The sequence below is a fragment of the Pseudomonas sp. MWU15-20650 genome (assembly GCF_023242475.1).
Lineage (GTDB): Bacteria > Pseudomonadota > Gammaproteobacteria > Pseudomonadales > Pseudomonadaceae > Aquipseudomonas.
In genome coordinates this window covers 1-16,959 of record NZ_JALJFG010000005.1, presented here as the reverse complement: position 1 = coordinate 16,959, position 16,959 = coordinate 1, and the positions used below count along the sequence as shown (strand labels likewise).

15 protein-coding genes and 1 riboswitch are annotated in these 16,959 nt (G+C 60.7%); of the genes, 8 read left to right on the top strand and 7 right to left on the bottom strand.

Annotated features, from left to right (window positions below):
* Positions 1-231: 231 nt before the first annotated feature.
* The gene (locus M5B43_RS06735; RefSeq protein ID WP_248749361.1) at positions 232-2,310 is read right to left on the bottom strand and encodes a patatin-like phospholipase family protein; all 2,079 of its coding nucleotides are present in this window, start codon (positions 2,308-2,310) and stop codon (positions 232-234) included.
* 12 nt (positions 2,311-2,322) lie between these two features.
* Entirely contained in the window at positions 2,323-2,727 is a 405-nt protein-coding gene (locus M5B43_RS06730; protein ID WP_283099392.1) for a hotdog domain-containing protein, read from the bottom strand.
* Positions 2,728-2,925: 198 nt separating this feature from the next.
* Positions 2,926-3,032, top strand: a riboswitch (S-adenosyl-L-homocysteine riboswitch).
* 21 nt (positions 3,033-3,053) lie between these two features.
* Between M5B43_RS06730 and ahcY the strand changes: the two genes are divergently transcribed.
* The 5 genes from ahcY (at position 3,054) to M5B43_RS06705 (ending at position 9,573) form a co-directional block, all read left to right on the top strand.
* Complete coding sequence (gene ahcY, locus M5B43_RS06725) at positions 3,054-4,463, top strand: adenosylhomocysteinase (RefSeq protein ID WP_248749360.1); 1,410 nt, start codon at positions 3,054-3,056, stop codon at positions 4,461-4,463.
* Positions 4,464-4,579: 116 nt separating this feature from the next.
* Positions 4,580-5,425, top strand: a complete 846-nt coding sequence (gene metF / locus M5B43_RS06720; protein ID WP_248749359.1) for a methylenetetrahydrofolate reductase [NAD(P)H] — start codon at positions 4,580-4,582, stop codon at positions 5,423-5,425.
* Positions 5,426-5,502: 77 nt separating this feature from the next.
* Positions 5,503-6,585 (top strand): hypothetical protein, encoded by a 1,083-nt coding sequence (locus M5B43_RS06715; RefSeq protein WP_248749358.1) that lies wholly within the window; start codon positions 5,503-5,505, stop codon positions 6,583-6,585.
* Between the two features lie 63 nt (positions 6,586-6,648).
* Complete coding sequence (locus M5B43_RS06710) at positions 6,649-7,452, top strand: transporter substrate-binding domain-containing protein (protein ID WP_248749357.1); 804 nt, start codon at positions 6,649-6,651, stop codon at positions 7,450-7,452.
* Between the two features lie 222 nt (positions 7,453-7,674).
* Complete coding sequence (locus tag M5B43_RS06705; protein ID WP_248749356.1) at positions 7,675-9,573, top strand: DEAD/DEAH box helicase; 1,899 nt, start codon at positions 7,675-7,677, stop codon at positions 9,571-9,573.
* 68 nt (positions 9,574-9,641) lie between these two features.
* Here M5B43_RS06705 and M5B43_RS06700 read toward each other — a convergent pair whose 3' ends face one another.
* Complete coding sequence (locus tag M5B43_RS06700; protein WP_248749355.1) at positions 9,642-10,238, bottom strand: YceI family protein; 597 nt, start codon at positions 10,236-10,238, stop codon at positions 9,642-9,644.
* A 32-nt stretch (positions 10,239-10,270) separates the two neighbouring features.
* Positions 10,271-10,822, bottom strand: coding sequence for a cytochrome b (locus tag M5B43_RS06695; protein ID WP_248749354.1), 552 nt, complete (start codon positions 10,820-10,822; stop codon positions 10,271-10,273).
* Positions 10,823-11,095: 273 nt separating this feature from the next.
* On the opposite strand from M5B43_RS06695, the gene M5B43_RS06690 reads away from it, so the two are divergent.
* Positions 11,096-12,502 (top strand): adenosylmethionine--8-amino-7-oxononanoate transaminase, encoded by a 1,407-nt coding sequence (locus M5B43_RS06690; protein WP_248749353.1) that lies wholly within the window; start codon positions 11,096-11,098, stop codon positions 12,500-12,502.
* Positions 12,503-12,621: 119 nt separating this feature from the next.
* Positions 12,622-13,341 carry a 16S rRNA (uracil(1498)-N(3))-methyltransferase gene (locus M5B43_RS06685; RefSeq protein ID WP_248749352.1) on the top strand — a complete coding sequence of 240 codons (720 nt, stop codon included), beginning with the start codon at positions 12,622-12,624 and terminating at the stop codon, positions 13,339-13,341.
* 42 nt (positions 13,342-13,383) lie between these two features.
* On the opposite strand, the gene M5B43_RS06680 is transcribed toward M5B43_RS06685, so the two are convergent.
* Genes M5B43_RS06680 through M5B43_RS06670 form a run of 3 tightly spaced genes read right to left on the bottom strand, consistent with a single transcriptional unit; the run spans position 13,384 to position 15,936 of the window.
* A complete protein-coding gene (locus M5B43_RS06680) occupies positions 13,384-14,286 on the bottom strand; it encodes a transporter substrate-binding domain-containing protein (RefSeq protein WP_248749351.1) in 903 nt (300 codons plus the stop codon).
* Positions 14,287-14,310: 24 nt separating this feature from the next.
* The gene (locus M5B43_RS06675) at positions 14,311-14,661 is read right to left on the bottom strand and encodes a RidA family protein (protein ID WP_248749350.1); all 351 of its coding nucleotides are present in this window, start codon (positions 14,659-14,661) and stop codon (positions 14,311-14,313) included.
* 9 nt (positions 14,662-14,670) lie between these two features.
* The gene (locus M5B43_RS06670) at positions 14,671-15,936 is read right to left on the bottom strand and encodes a D-amino acid dehydrogenase (protein WP_349292360.1); all 1,266 of its coding nucleotides are present in this window, start codon (positions 15,934-15,936) and stop codon (positions 14,671-14,673) included.
* A gap of 83 nt (positions 15,937-16,019) precedes the next feature.
* Here M5B43_RS06670 and M5B43_RS06665 point away from each other — a divergent pair, with 83 nt between their 5' ends.
* On the top strand, positions 16,020-16,922 hold the full coding sequence (locus M5B43_RS06665) for a LysR substrate-binding domain-containing protein (protein WP_248749348.1): 903 nt from the start codon (positions 16,020-16,022) through the stop codon (positions 16,920-16,922).
* Positions 16,923-16,959: the final 37 nt, after the last annotated feature.

Sequence of the window (16,959 nt, the reverse complement as noted above, 5' to 3'; positions counted from 1 at the left end):
CCGCCAGGGTGGGCCCAATGCCAGTCAGTTACGAAGACACACGATCACTGTGGCGAGCGGTTGCTCGTTCTAGCGCTTAACCGACTGGCATTGCGCGGGACGGCCGGTTTTTATCCACATCCTGCTGCTCTTCCTGCGACAGGCCAGGGGTCTTGCCGTCTGTTTGAGTGGCCATGGTATTCCTCAGTCCTGGGGGCGCCTGTAGCGATGAAACGCAGGGCTCGGGGCTGTTCACTGCCCAGGCAACGAAGCCGGCAAACGCCAAGCCTTGGCATTGTCGATCGTTGTGGAACCCGCTGGCCGAGCCCAGGGTTTGTTCCGCGCGACGTAGTGGTCGATGAGGTCATCCAGGGCCTGGTTAATCTGGAGCGGGGTGGTTGCCCGGGCCAGGTTATGTTCCACCCGCCGCAACAGGGCGACATTGGAGTCCGGCTGCCCTGGACGGAACAGTGCTGGGTAAAGCACTTCGCGGGTGAAGTTGTCAGCGATCACGGCGACGTCGCGTTTCTGCATTTCAGCAATGGCACTGAGCATGACTCTTGAAGGGGCCTGGTGGGACGCTTGCAACAGTTGCTGGAAATTGGGCCTGTTGGCCTCGTTGAGTCGAACGCCCAGCCACTCAACATGCTCCGGGCGGCTGGCGAGCCTGTCCAGGTTACGCAATGCCGAGGCCAGCTCAGGCGTCATCGCGAGTGTGCTGCCGGTATTGGCTGAGGCTATCGCCTTGTCCAGTGCTGCCAGCCCGTGCTGGGCTTCCCGACGAAAGCGCAGCACGTCGCCCGCCTCACCGACCTTCTCAAGCGCGGCTCTTGCAGCGGCAAGCATGTCATCGTCCATGGCCAGAACGGCGGCCTCAATCGAATCGAATGCATGATGCTCACGCACCTCGGCGCGCGCTTCCAGATGGTTCGTCACCGCCACGCGAGAAAGGTGCTGCAGGTGGTTTTTTACGTCGTTCGACAGGTTGAAGTTAACCGTTCCGCTGAGCAGGCCACTGAAGTCGCCCATCCGCGTTTTCAATGGCAGGACCACTGTCTGGTCCTTGAACGCCTTGAGCCTGGCCAACATCAACTCATTATTGGCCGTTCTCTCCATGCCAAGAAACCCATCCGTCAGTGCGGTCTCCACACCACCACGCACGGCTGCGGGCTGCTCTTCATCAAACATCAGCACCAGCTGTTCGATGCCAGCCAGCGCATGGGTGGGAAACCTGCGCTGATAAACGTCGCTCACAGGGGTATTGAGCAGCAGCCCGCCATCCTGGAAAGACGTTTGCTCGCCACTTACCTGAAAGGGATGCCCCTGCTCCGTTGGTACCTGGAACACCACCGGCAGCGAACCTGAAATACGCGCGGCACGGGCAATGTCCATGTCGGGGGTCGAACTGGCATTGAAAACCACAAGCTGTGGCCTGCCGGCAAACATCGCGGTGGCTGTGATGTTGAGTTGTTTGATGTGCGGGATATGCCGGCTCAAGACCTCCAAGTCCGCAAAGGTCGCCGCCGCTCCCGCGCTGAGCTTATCGGCAATGGCCATCACCTCGGCGGGCCGGGTCTCTCTGGATGTGTCGGCAATCCGGGCAAGCAGCGCCTTGCGTGACTCGTCGCGCACCCGTTGCTCAAGAGGCTCAGCCTGGGATTGGAGCCGCGGTAACAGGGTGAACAGCAATGGTGACAAAGCACCCACCTGGCCAGGCAAGTGGCCGGCGACCTTACCCAGCGACGAACTGACGTTCTGCACCCACTGCAGCACGGCATTCTGGCTGTTCAGCAGTTCCGGCAGCGCAAGGCCATCCAAGAGGTTGTCGAACGCCTTGGCCTCCATGCCGCTGGCCAGCACTGCAGCAGAGAGCGCCCCTGCGGAAGAACCGGAGATAACCCGAATATCCTTTAATGCATTTTTATCTTCAAGCGCCTGGATCGCGCCGGGGTAAGCAACACCTTTGCCCCCGCCGCCACTGAGGACAAGCTGGGTAACCGGCGGCCGTGATAACCCGACGTCCACGACGCCATTGCTATAGCGGGCAAGGCTCAGCTTGCGATCGCCTGCACCCTCCACCAGCGTGGTCGCCACACCTTGCGGCTGGGGTCCAGAGGCCAAGAGACCCGGGGTAACCGGCGCCAAGGCGGTACTCAACGCCGCTGCCTGGCCACTGCCAACGACGTCATTTGTGTTGCCTTGAGACAACGAAGTCGGAACAAACAACGCAGGTTTTTTCAGTTCCATCTGTGATCTCTCTCCGGGGTGTAACCCTTGAGTGAGGAGAGAGCCCAAATAAGATCCCGCCGGAACGATTTGGTTAACAATCATTCCCGCACGGGTTTATTCGTTGCTGCCATCTTCCTGGAACTGGTCCTTCACGTATTTGATTTCGGTACGGCCGTGAGGGGCCGGCAAACCGTCTTCACCGAGGTTGACGAAGACCATCTTTTCCACGGTCAGGATGCTTTTACGGGTGATCTTGTTCCGCACTTCACAGGTCAAGGTGATGGAGGTGCGGCCAAACTCAGTGGCAGTGATGCCGAGTTCGATGATGTCACCCTGGCGCGAGGCGCTGACAAAGTTGATTTCAGAGATGTACTTGGTCACCACGCGCTGGTTGCCCAGCTGGACGATCGCATAGATGGCCGCCTCTTCGTCGATCCAGCGCAGCAGGCTACCGCCGAACAGGGTGCCATTGGGGTTGAGGTCTTCAGGTTTTACCCATTTGCGGGTGTGAAAGTTCATGGTCACTCCAAAGCGTGTTGGCCAATGATGGCAAACATCATGGCAGAGCCCGGCCCCAAGCTCTATGAGCCATTGCCTATCAACCCCATGAGCGATCTTCATATGGCCGACAGAAAGGCTTGGGAAGTACCGCATACACGGCTATAATCGCCCCCGCTTCAAAACGGTCATCTTCAGTTGATACCGTTCTCCCGCCACCTGTCCGAGGGGCGCTGCAGCAGGTTCAACCTGTCAGGCTCGGATGGGGCGTTGTCTGGCCTGGTTGACCTGGCTGGATACTAAACGCACAACGGCGCCCATTCGCACACTACGAATGGAGGCTCTTCATGAGCGCTGTCAACACGCCTGCAGATTTCAACGACTACAAAGTCGCCGACATGTCCCTCGCTGCCTGGGGCCGTCGCGAAACCTTTATCGCCGAATCCGAAATGCCTGCCCTGATGGGTTTGCGTCGCAAGTATGCCGCTGAGCAGCCGCTCAAGGGCGCGAAGATCCTCGGCTGCATCCACATGACCATCCAGACTGCCGTGCTGATCGAAACCCTGGTTGCCCTGGGTGCCGAAGTGCGTTGGTCGTCCTGCAACATCTTCTCGACCCAAGACCAGGCCGCCGCCGCGATCGCTGCCGCCGGTATCCCGGTATTCGCCTGGAAAGGCGAGACCGAAGAAGAGTACGAGTGGTGCCTGGAGCAAACCATCCTCAAGGATGGCAAGCCTTGGGATGCCAACATGATCCTCGACGACGGCGGCGACCTGACCGAGCTGTTGCACAAGAAGTACCCACAGATCCTCGACCGCGTCCACGGCGTGACCGAAGAAACCACCACCGGCGTACACCGCCTGCTGGACATGCTGGCCAAGGGCGAGCTGAAGATCCCGGCCATCAACGTCAATGACTCGGTGACCAAGAGCAAGAACGACAACAAGTACGGCTGCCGTCACAGCCTGAACGATGCCATCAAGCGCGGCACCGACCACCTGCTGTCGGGCAAGCAAGCCCTGGTGATCGGTTACGGCGACGTGGGCAAGGGCTCGTCCCAGTCCCTGCGTCAGGAAGGCATGATCGTTAAAGTCTCCGAAGTTGACCCGATCTGCGCCATGCAAGCCTGCATGGACGGCTTCGAAGTGGTTTCGCCATTCATCAACGGCCAGAACGACGGCACCGAAGCAAGCATCGACAAGGCCCTGCTGGGCAAGATCGACCTGATCGTCACCACCACCGGCAACGTGAATGTTTGCGACGCGAACATGCTCAAGGCCCTGAAAAAGCGCGCAGTGGTATGCAACATCGGCCACTTCGACAACGAGATCGACACCGCTTTCATGCGCAAGAACTGGGCATGGGAAGAAGTGAAGCCGCAGGTACACAAGGTTCACCGTACCGGCGCTGGTGATTTCGACCCACAGAACGATGACTACCTGATCCTGCTGGCCGAAGGCCGCCTGGTAAACCTGGGCAACGCCACGGGCCACCCAAGCCGCATCATGGATGGCTCGTTCGCCAACCAGGTACTGGCCCAGATCTTCCTGTTCGGCCAGAAATACGCCGACCTGTCGCCAGCCCAGAAAGCCGAGCGCCTGACCGTGGAAGTACTGCCGAAGAAACTCGACGAAGAAGTGGCCCTGGAAATGGTCCGCGGCTTCGGCGGCGTAGTGACTCAACTGACCAAGACCCAGGCCGACTACATCGGCGTGACGGTCGAAGGCCCGTTCAAGCCGCACGCTTACCGCTACTGATACACCTGCTGCCCACTCTCCTGTGGGGGAACGGGCTTTAATGTGGGAGGGAGCAAGCCCCCTCCCACATCGACGGTGTACACACTCCGCAATTCTGGGTTTCAAAGGGTATGACCATGTCCCAAGACCGTCGCTACAGCTTCGAGTTCTTCCCGACCAAGACCGATGCTGGGCATGAAAAACTGATGGCCACTGCCAAGCAGTTGGCCAGCTATAATCCCGACTTCTTCTCCTGCACCTACGGCGCCGGCGGTTCGACCCGTGATCGCACGATCAACACCGTGCTGCAGCTGGAAAGCGAAGTCAAAGTTCCCGCCGCTCCGCACTTGTCGTGCGTGGGCGACAGCAAGGCCGACCTTCGCAGCCTGCTGACCCAGTACAAACAAGCCGGCATCAAGCGCATCGTCGCCCTGCGTGGTGACCTGCCGTCCGGCATGGGCATGGCCAGCGGCGAGCTGCGCCACGCCAACGACCTGGTGAGCTTCATCCGCGAAGAAAGCGGCGATCACTTCCATATCGAAGTGGCCGCTTATCCGGAAATGCACCCCCAGGCGCGTAATTTCGAAGATGATTTGCAGAACTTCGTACGCAAGGCCAACGCTGGCGCCGACAGCGCAATCACCCAGTACTTCTTCAACGCCGATAGCTACTTCTACTTCGTCGAGCGCGTACAGGCGATGGGCGTGAACATTCCAATCGTGCCGGGCATCATGCCGATCACCAATTACAGCAAGCTGGCACGTTTCTCCGATGCCTGCGGCGCCGAGATCCCACGCTGGGTACGCAAACAACTGGAAGCCTATGGCGACGATGTCAAAAGCATCCAGGCGTTCGGTGAGCAGGTCATCACCGAGATGTGTGAGCAATTATTGCAAGGTGGCGCCCCAGGGTTGCACTTCTATACCCTGAACCAGGCTGAACCCAGCCTTGCTATCTGGAACAACCTCAAGCTGCCACGCTAAGGCTTGCCGGTTGTACCAAGGCCCTCGTTCAGACGAGGGCCTTTGTCGTTTTACGTACCCACGGAATCCCGCAGTCCATGAATACAGTGCCCCCGACTTCCCGCCCACAGCTGGTCTACCTCGTCTTCGGTGCCCAGACCTACCACCAGGAAGCCGTATTCAGCATCGCCAGCGCACTGGCGTTCCTACAGGACACCCCGGACGCGGCCGTGGACATCCAGGTATTCACTGACAATCCCGAGCCTTATCGCCTGTTGCCGGTGCGCGTACGCCCATTGGACGAGGCCACCCGCAAACGCTGGAGTGAACCCTACGGCTATCACTTCCGAACCAAACACGTGGTACTGCGCCAAGTGCTGGAAGAGTCCCCGGTGGCGCTGCTGATCGACACCGACACGTTTTTCCACCAGTCGCCCATGGCCCTGTTCGAACGCGTCCAGCCCGGTACGCTGCTGTGCAACGCCTTCTACACCAAATACGGCGACAATCACGAAAGCATCCTGTACACCGCCCTGCGCCAGCGCCTGCTGGATATGGGCGTGGCCGACGACGACATGATGACCCTCAACTCCGGCGTCATGGGTCTGACCCAACAGGATGCGCACATCCTTGATCGCTCGATCGAATTGATGGATGAGCTGTTCCCCCACGCCCAGGGCGCGTACACCCTGGAAGAGTTCTGCCTGTCCATCGCCGCCTACCGCACCGTCAACGTGCGCGAATGTCCGGACCTGATCCATCATTACTGGAGCCGCAAGCAGTTGTTCCGGGCCAAGGTCAAGGCGTGGATCGCCAAGCATGCCGCCGCCCCCACCAGCGCACCGGCACTGGCCGACACTCGCCAAGTCTCCTCTCACCTGCCACGCCCGCCGCGCTTGCAACGCCTGATGTACAAGCTGATCACCCTGCTGCTGCCCAGGCACCAGCAGCAGTTCATCCGCGAAATCCTCTATGGCTGCTACGAACACGAGAACGAGTTCGACCAAGCATGCGGCCCGGTTTGGTGGGACAAGGCTCGACAAAATCAGGAAGAGCGCCAGAAACACCCGATTGACGCCCACCAGCTGGAACACTGGTTCGCCAACCCTGTGGTGCGCCTGATTCTCGGCGAGCGCCGCGCTGCAATCCATGCACATCTGATGGATGTACCCGCGAAGTAACTCCCCCTGCCAATGCGCGCGCCAGAGCTTCTCTTTATCGCAGGAGCATCGTAACCTCAGGGTATGCCCGTCCTTTTCAAGCTGTTGACCGTTGCGCTTTTTACTTGCCTGAGCCTGGCCGCTTATGGCGAGAAATTGCGCATTGTCACCGAGCCCTGGGTGCCCTATGTCTATGACGATAACGGCACCCTGCGCGGGCTGGATTATGAAGCCACGATGGCCGTGTTCCAGCGCCTGGGAGTGGAGGTGCAATGGCAGCTCCTGCCCTGGAAGCGTTGCCTGGCGATGCTCGACCAAGGCCACGCCGATGGCGCACTGGATATCTTCCACAGCCACGACCGCGACGCCCTGCTGCTCTACCCCAGCGAGCCGTTGTCGGAGGTCGAGTTCGTGCTGTTCTATGCCAACGAACGCCCACACCTCGCCCACACCCTGGACGACCTGCGCGGCCTGACTGTCGGTATTTCACCCGGCTATCTCTATGGCGACGCCTTCAGTCAGTCCGACGCCTTCAACCGTGAGCCCGCGCCCAGCCATGAGGCCAACTTCGGCAAACTCATGCTGGGGCGCATCGACCTGGTAGTCACTGACCGCCGTGTGGGGCAACACGTGATCAGGGAGCTGGGCCTGGAGGGCAAGGTCAGCCAGGCATCGGTCGTGATCAGCCGCCAGCAGCAGTTTCTGGCGGTACGCCCTGGCGCGGGCATGGACCTGCTGGTACAACGCTTTGCCGCCGAGCTCAGGCGCTTCAAGCAAGAGCCGGCCTACGCGGCCTTGAGCGCCAAATATGGCGCGGGGCACCCGCAAACCACCACGATCACAGCTTCCGAACACACCGTTGAGCAGCAGGAAAGCAGCGCGCCGTGATTGCTCTGTTATACTCCGGCCTTTCCGCCAGGCTTACGCCCGGCCGCTGAGGTCTTGAAAAAGGCACCTAACCCAGCTACTGCGCAGCTTTACCGCCCGCGCGAGCCGGTGGAGTGCCCGCCAGACGCAGCAGGACCGGACGGGATTGCGCTCCCCTAAGCGCCATTCACGCCCGGCAAGATTATCCCTTTGGGCCAAGCCCTAACTAAAACAGGATTACTCATGTCCTTTGCTTCCCTCGGTCTCTCCGAGGCTTTAGTCCGCGCCATCGAGGCGGCGGGCTATACCGAGCCTACTCCGGTGCAACAGCGGGCTATTCCCGCCGTGTTGCAAGGTCGCGACCTCATGGTTGCGGCTCAGACAGGTACTGGTAAAACCGGCGGTTTCGCCCTCCCGATTCTGGAGCGGTTGTTTCCCAATGGTCACCCGGACAAATCCCAGCGTCACGGCCCGCGCCAGCCGCGCGTACTGGTCCTGACCCCAACCCGCGAACTCGCCGCCCAGGTGCATGACAGCTTCAAGCTGTACGCCCGCGATTTGAAGTTCGTCAGTGCCTGCATCTTCGGCGGCGTCGGCATGAACCCACAGGTTCAGGCCATGTCCCGTGGTGTTGACGTGCTGGTCGCCTGCCCCGGTCGTTTGCTCGACCTGTGCGGCCAAGGCAGCGTCGATTTGTCGCACGTGGAAATCCTCGTGCTGGACGAAGCCGACCGCATGCTCGACATGGGCTTTGTCCATGACGTGAAAAAGGTCCTCGCCCGCCTGCCGGCCAAACGTCAGAACCTGCTGTTCTCGGCAACGTTCTCCAACGACATCACCGCCCTGGCCGGCAAGCTGCTGCACAACCCCGAACGCATCGAAGTCACCCCGCCGAACACCACGGTCGAGCGTATCGAGCAACGCGTCTTCCGCCTGGCCGCCAGCCACAAGCGTTCACTGCTGGCCCACCTGATCACCACCGGTGCCTGGGAACAGGTGCTGGTGTTCACCCGCACCAAGCACGGCGCCAACCGCCTGGCCGAGTACCTGGACAAACACGGCCTCACCGCCGTCGCCATCCACGGCAACAAGAGCCAGAACGCGCGCACCAAGGCCCTGGCCGACTTCAAGGCCGGCTCGGTGCGCATCCTGGTAGCCACCGATATCGCCGCCCGCGGCCTGGATATCGACCAGTTGCCCCATGTGGTCAACTTCGAGCTGCCAAACGTCGACGAAGACTATGTACACCGTATCGGCCGTACCGGCCGCGCCGGTCGCTCTGGCGAGGCCATTTCCCTGGTCGCTCCGGACGAAGAGAAACTGCTGAAAAGCATCGAGCGCATGACCAAGCAAAAAATCGCCGATGGCGATTTGATGGGCTTCGATGCCAGCGCCGTAGAAGCTGAGAAGCCTGAAGTGCGCGAGCGTCCGGATGTGCGTAACCCACGCAACCCGCGCGGTCCGAAGGGCGATGGCCCGAACGGCGGCGGTGGTGGCGGTGGTCGTCGCGACAAAGGCAAAGACAAGGGCGGCAAGGAAAAAGCGCCTGCCAACGGCCGTGGCGAACGCCCAGCCCGCGAGCAGAAACCCCGTGAAGGCACCCCGGCCCGCGAACAGCGCCAGCCGAGCCAGCCACCACGCGCTGCTGCTGACCGTGCCCCGGACGAGTTCCTCGACGATGACGTGGACAACTTCGGCAACCGCGTCGACTACGTGCCCCAGGCCAAGCCGGCCCAGGGCCGTGGCCGTCGTCCAGGTGCTCCGGCACAGGGCGCAGGCGCGGGCTCGGGCTCAGGCGCACCCCGTGGCGGCCAGCCACAGGGCGGTCGTCAGAATGGCCCACGCAACAGCAGCGGCGGTACCACCGGTACACCGCCTGCCAAGCGCAATGGCCCGCGTAATGGCGCACCACGTGACGGCCAGTCCCGTCGTGAAGATTCGCGTAGCAACAACCGCCGCCCGGCCCGTGACGACCAGCCACGTTTGTCCGAACCCGCCGTGCAGAACCCACGCGGTGGCCCGGCGCCGAAAATCATCCACAAGGAGTCGAAAGCTGATCGCTTCCCGACACCCGAGCAGTTGGACCAACTGCCAGGCCGTCCTCGTGGTGAAAAACCAGCGCTGCTGACCCGCAACCGCTGAGTTTCAAAGCGCCATAAAAAATGCCCCGCATCGAAAGATGCGGGGCATTTTTGTGTGCGCGGCGAAAATTACTTCGCTTTCACACCTTCAAACGTCACGTACAGCTCAACAGTGTTGGACGCTGGGCCCAGGTCCATCTGCTTGCCGAAGTCCTGACGGTTGAAGCTGGTGGTGCCTTCAAAGCCGGCACGGTAGCCGCCCCAAGGATCCTTGCCTTCGCCCAGGAAAGTGGCCTTGACGACAATCGGCTTGGTCACGCCGTGGAAGGTCAGGTCGCCGGTCACGTCGGCAGTGACTTGGCCCGCAGCATTTTTACCGGTGGTTTTAACACTGGTGGAGACGAACTTGGCATCGGCAAACTTGCCAACATCCAGGAAGTCTTTGCTGGAGATGTGCTTGTCACGTTCGGCGTGGTTGGTGAACACGCTGGCGGTACGTACGTTGAACTCGATCTTGCTGTCTTCAGGCTTGGCAGCGTCGAAGCTGAACTTGCCGTCCAGGTCCTTGAAAGTACCGGTGATGAAGCTATAGCCCAAGTGGCTGATCTTGAAGTCAACGAAGGCGTGTTGACCTTCCTTGTCGACAACGTAATCCGCAGCCATCGCCGAACCAGCGGACAGCAGGGCAGAACCGATTGCCAGAGCGGCGAGTGTCTTTTTCAACATGCTTTCTATTCCTTGTGAGTCGAGGTTGAACATCAGGCTTTGCGCCCCAGCATTCTCGTCAGGGTCGCATCACGATCGATAAAGTGGTGTTTCAACGCAGCCACGCCGTGCAAGCCGGCAAAGACCACCAACACCCAGGCGAGATACAAATGCACCACGCCAGCAGTGTCTGCCTGGTCCGGTAGCCCGGAAACCACGGCAGGAATCTCAAACAGACCAAACACCGGGATACCGACACCGTCTGCGGTGGAAATCAGGTAACCGGCAATCATCACGGCAAACAGCCCGAGATACAGGAACGCGTGGCCGAATGCAGCGCCAATACGGGTCAAACGACTGTAGCTGGCCAACGGCGGTGGCGGCGGGCTGACAATGCGCCAGACGATACGCACCAGCATGATGGCGAACAGCGTGATGCCAATGCTCTTGTGCAGGTCGGGCGCGTCTTTGCGCCAGGCGCTGTAGTAGTCGAGGCCGACCATCCACAAGCCCAGGGCGAACAGACCGAACACCACCAGGGCGACGCCCCAGTGCAAAACCATGCTGACCCAACCATAGCGGGCGGGTGAATTACGTAGCTGCATGTACTTAATCCCGTAAGAACTGTGACCAAGACTAGCGATTTATCTATCGAATTAAAGCGGAAAATTTCGCTTTGAAATATCGAGAAATACGATCAAGAGGTTATGCACAGTACGTTAACAATGGATTAAGGACTATTCCCAAGAAACGTGACAGATCGTCCTGTGTTTACTGCCAATTCATCCGTAATGGGTTGTGACACAGCCGCCCATTGCATAGGCTTGCGCGATTGTTTCGCCTGCGCCTGCCGCAGGACCGCTTCGAGGAGATAGACGATGGGCTTGAATAACCAGTGGATGCAGCGCGACCTCGCGGTGCTGTGGCATCCCTGCACCCAGATGAAAGACCACCAGCAACTGCCGCTGATCCCGATCAAGCGCGGTGAAGGCGTGTGGCTGGAAGACTTCGAAGGCAAGCGCTACCTCGACGCCGTCAGCTCCTGGTGGGTCAACGTGTTTGGTCACGCCAACCCGCGCATCAACCAGCGCATCAAGGACCAGGTCGACCAACTGGAGCACGTGATCCTGGCCGGTTTCAGCCACCAGCCGGTGATCGAGTTGTCCGAGCGCCTGGTGCAGATGACGCCTGAGGGCCTGACCCGTTGTTTCTACGCCGACAACGGGTCGTCGTGCATCGAAGTCGCGTTGAAGATGAGCTTTCACTACTGGCTCAACCGTGGCCTGCCCGACAAGAAACGCTTCGTCACCCTGACCAACAGCTACCACGGCGAAACCATCGCCGCGATGTCGGTAGGTGACGTACCGCTGTTTACCGAAACCTACAAGGCGCTGCTGCTGGACACCCTCAAGGTGCCAAGCCCCGATTGCTACCTGCGCCCCGACGGCATGAGTTGGGAAGAACACTCGCGCAACATGTTCCTGGCCATGGAGCAGACCCTGGCCGAAAACCATGACACCGTCGCCGCCGTCATCGTCGAGCCGCTGATCCAGGGCGCCGGCGGCATGCGTATGTACCACCCGGTCTACCTCAAGCTGCTGCGCGAAGCCTGTGACCGCTACGGCGTGCACCTGATCCATGACGAAATCGCCGTGGGCTTCGGCCGTACCGGCAGCATGTTCGCCTGCGAACAGGCCGGCATCCGCCCGGACTTCCTGTGCCTGTCCAAGGCCCTCACCGGCGGTTACCTGCCGCTGGCGGCCGTGGTCACCACCGAAGATGTCTACAGCGCCTTCTACGACGACTACCCGACCCTGCGTGCCTTCCTGCACTCCCACAGCTACACCGGCAACCCGCTGGCCTGCGCGGCGGCCCTGGCGACCCTGGATATTTTCGAAGAAGACAACGTCATCGAAAACAATAAGGCCCTGGCCCAACGCATGGCGACCGCCACTGCTCACCTGGTTGATCACCCCCATGTATCGGAAGTCCGCCAGACCGGCATGGTGCTGGCCATCGAGATGGTGCAGGACAAAGCCACCAAGACTGCCTACCCGTGGCAGGAACGCCGCGGCCTGAAGGTATTCGAGCATGCCCTGGAGCGCGGTGCGCTGTTGCGGCCGCTGGGCAGCGTGGTGTATTTCCTGCCGCCGTATGTGATCACACCGGAGCAGATCGACTTCCTCGCCGAAGTCGCCAGTGAAGGCATTGATATCGCCACCAACAGTAGCGTCAGTGTGGCGGTGCCAAAAGATTTTCACCCAGGCTTTCGCGACCCGGGCTGATTGCCGAAATCCTTGTAGGAGCAAGTTTGCTCGCGAAGGCATTCCCGGCGCATCGCTGCGTCGCATGTACGCTTTTCGCGAGCAAGCTCGCGCCTACATAACCTCTTCAGAGAACAGAGATGAGACTGTCCCGCTTTTTCACCGACACCCCGCTGAGCCTCGGCGATCATGAACTGCCCGAAGCCCAGGCGCATTACATCAGCCGCGTGCTACGCATGGGCGAAGGCGACGCCGTGCAACTGTTCGACGGTTCCGGCCAGGAGTTTCGTGGCACGTTGCTGGAGGTCGGTAAAAAACGCGTCACCGTGCAACTGACGGAAAGCTTCGCCGGCCAGGCCGAATCGCCACTGGCTATCCATCTCGGTCAGGGTTTATCCCGGGGCGAACGCATGGATTGGGCGATCCAGAAAGCCACTGAGCTCGGGGTCAACGAGATCACGCCGATTTTCAGCGAGCGCTGCGAAGTGCGCCTCAAGGATGAACGCGCCGACAAACGCCTGCTGCACTGGCGCCAAGTGGCGATCAGCGCGTGCGAGCAATGCGGGCGTTCGACGGTGCCGGTGATTCACCCACCGCTGTTGCTGGCCGATTGGTTGAAACAGACCGAGGCGGATTTGAAGCTGGTGCTGCACCCGGTGGCCGAGCCGATGATCAGCCATGCCAAGCCATCGAGCCTGGCGTTCCTGATCGGGCCGGAAGGTGGCTTGACGGATGGAGAAGTCGACACCGCCCAAGGCGCTGGCTTCCATGCTGCGCGGTTGGGGCCACGGGTATTGCGTACCGAGACAGCTCCGGTGGTGGCGTTGGCCGTCGCCCAACAACTGTGGGGCGACTTCTAATCTGGGAGGGGGCAAGCCCCCTTCCACATTTGGATGAGGTGATCACTCCACCGGATCACTCACCGGCTTGGCAATGATCGCCTTCAACTCCTGGGTCATCGGGAACTCCAGGTTCAAGCCCTTCGGCGGAATCGGCTGTTCAAACCAGCGCTGGTAAATCCCGTTGATCTCACCCGAACGGTACAGATCGCCCAAGGTTTCGTTGACCACCGCGAGAAACTGCGGGTCGTCCTTGCGCACCATGCAGCTGTAGATCTCCCGCGACTGCTCCTTGCCCACCACCACCCAGTGGTGCGGGTCCTTGGCCTTGGCGCGTTCGCCGTAGAGCAACGCGTCATCCATATAGAACGCAACCGCACGGCCAGTCTCAAGCATCTTGAACGCCTCGCCATGGTCCTTGGCACTGATCACAAACATATTGGCCTTGTGTTCAGCGTTGTAGCTCTTGAGAAAGCGCTCGTTGGTGGTGCCCGCCGTGGTCACCACATTCTTGCCCTTGAGGTCTTCAAAGCCCTGGATGCCGCTATCCTTGGCGGTCAGCAACTGGCCTTTCACATAAATAAACCCGTAGGAAAACGCTACCTGCTTCTGCCGCTCGGCGGTGACCCCGGTGGAACCGCATTCCAAGTCCACGGTGCCGTTCTGCACCAACGGGATACGCGTCTGGGAAGTCACCAGGTTGTACTTCACGTTGAGGTTCGTTACCCCGGTTTTCTGCTGGATACGCTCGACGATCTTGTTCGCCAGGTCCACCGAATAGCCCATGGGCTTGCCACTGTGGTCACCCACGTAGGAGAACGGCACCGAAGCATCGCGATAGCCCAGCGTGATGGATTTGGCAGTCGCGATCTTGCTCAACGTGCCGTCCAGCGCGGTTTCAGTTGCCTGAACCTGTGCGCCCAACAAAAGCCCCAGGGTGCAGCCGGTCAACAGGATTTTTTTCATTGTTATTCTCCGTTGGTGTTCAAATTATTTACGGACAGCAATCACGCTGATTTCCACCAGCACGCTTGGCCGCGCCAGCTCCGCTTGCAGGGTCGTGCGGGTGGGCGCCATGCCCGGTGACAGCCAGGCGGACCACACTTCATTCATCGGAGCAAAACCGGCGCCGATGTCCTTCAGGTAAATGGTTGCATTGAGCAGGTGGTCCTTGTCGCTGCCCGCCTCGGCCAACAGCCCATCAATCTTGGCCAGGACCTCGCGCGTTTGGGTCGCCACGTCCTGGCCCTCGCCCGGTACCTGGCCCGAGAGGAACACCCAGTCCTTGAAAGTCACGGCACCGCTAAGACGTTCATTGCTGCTGATTCGGGTAATCGTCATGGGGCATCCTCAAGCGGCGCGGGGCGTCAGGCCCTGCATATCAATGGAAGGCGCGTGTTGGCCGATCAGTTCGGCCAGCAGTTGGCCGCTGCCGCAGGCCAAGGTAAAGCCCAGGGCACCGTGACCGACATTCAGCCACAGGTTGCGATAGAGGCTGGCGCCGATCAGCGGCACGCCAGTCGGGGTGGCGGGACGCATGCCGGCCCACTCAAGCGCGTGGGTGTAATCGCCGGCCTGAGGAAACGTCTCCAGCGCCTGACGCTTGATCAACGCCAGGCGCTTAGGCTCAAGGCCAGCGTCAAAACCGACGATGTCGACCATGGCGGCGACCCGCAGTTGCTCGCCAATACGGGCGTAGACAACTTTACGGTCGTAATCGGTGATGCTCACATTCGGCGCCTGGTGCTGCGCGCCAATCGGCACGCTCAGGCTATAGCCCTTGAGCGGGTACAGCGGCAGCGACAGCCCCGGCAAGCTCAGTTGCGTGCTGCGATGACCCGCCGCCAGTACCAGTTGCTTGACCGGCATCACCTCATTACCCAACTCGATGGCCTGCACCGCCCCTTCGACATGGCGTATGCGGGTGACCTTGCGCCCCAGCACAAAACGACAACGCCCTGACGCGTCAAGCCGCGCCGCTAAACGCTGGCAAAAGGCATGACAGTCGGCCACTTCCTCGTTCGGTGTGTAGATCCCGCCCACAAAGCCATCGGTGGCCAATGCCGGCTCCAGGCGGGCGCAATCAGCCGCCGTCAACACCTGCTGCTGCAGGACATTCGTGACCTTGCTACGGGCATACTCAAACGTGTTGGCATTGCGAAACGTCACCAGCTTGCCATTGCGCCGCCAGTCGAAGCCGTCCAGGCGATCATCCTCGCGCCATTGCTGCAACGTGCCTTGGCTCAGGGTGGCCAGGCGTAGCAAATGCGCGGCATTGCGCTGGTTGACCGAACTTCGGCAGGCGCCGATAAAGGCCGCCATCCAGCGCCATTGCTGAGGGTCGAGCCGTGGGCGCAGTTTCAACGGCGAATCGCCTCGCAGCAGCCAGCCAATCGCTTGTAGAGGCACGCCTTTATCCGCCAGCGGAGCGACGTAGCGGTAGGACAACTGCCCGCCGTTGGCGAAACTGGTTTCGCTGCCCAACGTATCGCGCGCTTCAATCACGGTCACCTCATGGCCGGCCCGCACCAACGCGTATGCGCTGGCCAAGCCGATGACTCCACCACCGATGATGCAAACCTGCGTGGCCATCCCAGCCTCCCGCCGTTGATTAATAGAGGCCAAGCCTAGGGCCAGGTGACAGCTCACCGACAATGAATAAAGATGGGTCACCTATAAACAAAGGTTATGGACTTGTCATGCGCTTGCGTCATATCGAAATCTTCCAGGCCATCCGCCAGACCGGCTCCATCAGCGCCGCCGCGCAGTTGCTGCACGTCTCGCAACCAGCGGTGACCAAGGTGTTGCAGCACGCCGAATTACAGCTCGGTTTTCCGCTGTTTCTACGGGTGCGCGGCAAATTGCAGCCCACGCCGGAAGCCCTGGCGCTGGAACGCGAAGTCGAGAAAGTCACCGAGAGCCTGCAGGGCGTACGGCGCCTGGCCAAGAGTTTGCGTCGCGAACCCGGGCAGAGCGTACGCATTGGCGCGATCCCCGCGTTGGCGCTGTCGCTGCTGCCACCGGCGATTCTGGAATGGAAGCGCGATTACCCCGACATGGCCTGCGAGCTGTCCAGCGACCATAGCCGTGAGTTGGTCCAGAAGCTGTTGATGCGCGAAATCGACCTGGCGCTGACCCTCAATTTCTCGGGCCACCCTGGGTTGACCACCCAGGTGCTGGCCAGTGGTGTGCTGGTCGCCTTGGCCTCGAAGGGGTATTGGCCTGAGGCAGAACTGAGCAGGCCATTGCCCTTGGCAAATCTGGCCGGTGCAGCGCTGATCGGCCTTTCCAGCGCCGACCCGTTGGCAGCCAAGCTCGACAGCTACCTGGAAAACGTCGAGCCACCGCCGCGGGTGACCATTTCCGTGCAGACCTATTCCCTGGCCCGGGCGATGGTGGAGTCGGGCGCAGGGTTGACGGTGATTGATCCGTTCACGGCGCTGGGCGCCTCAACGGCCACCACCTGCATCCGTACGCTCACGCCAGCGTTGCCCATCACCCTGTACGCCCTGACCCGTGCCGATGAACCGCCGCCGCATATGCTGGCCAACCTGCTGGCGATCTTCGGCACTCGCGCCCGTGAGTTGCTCGAGCGCCTTTAAGATCAGCCAAGATCCAATGTGAGAGCGGGCAAGCCCT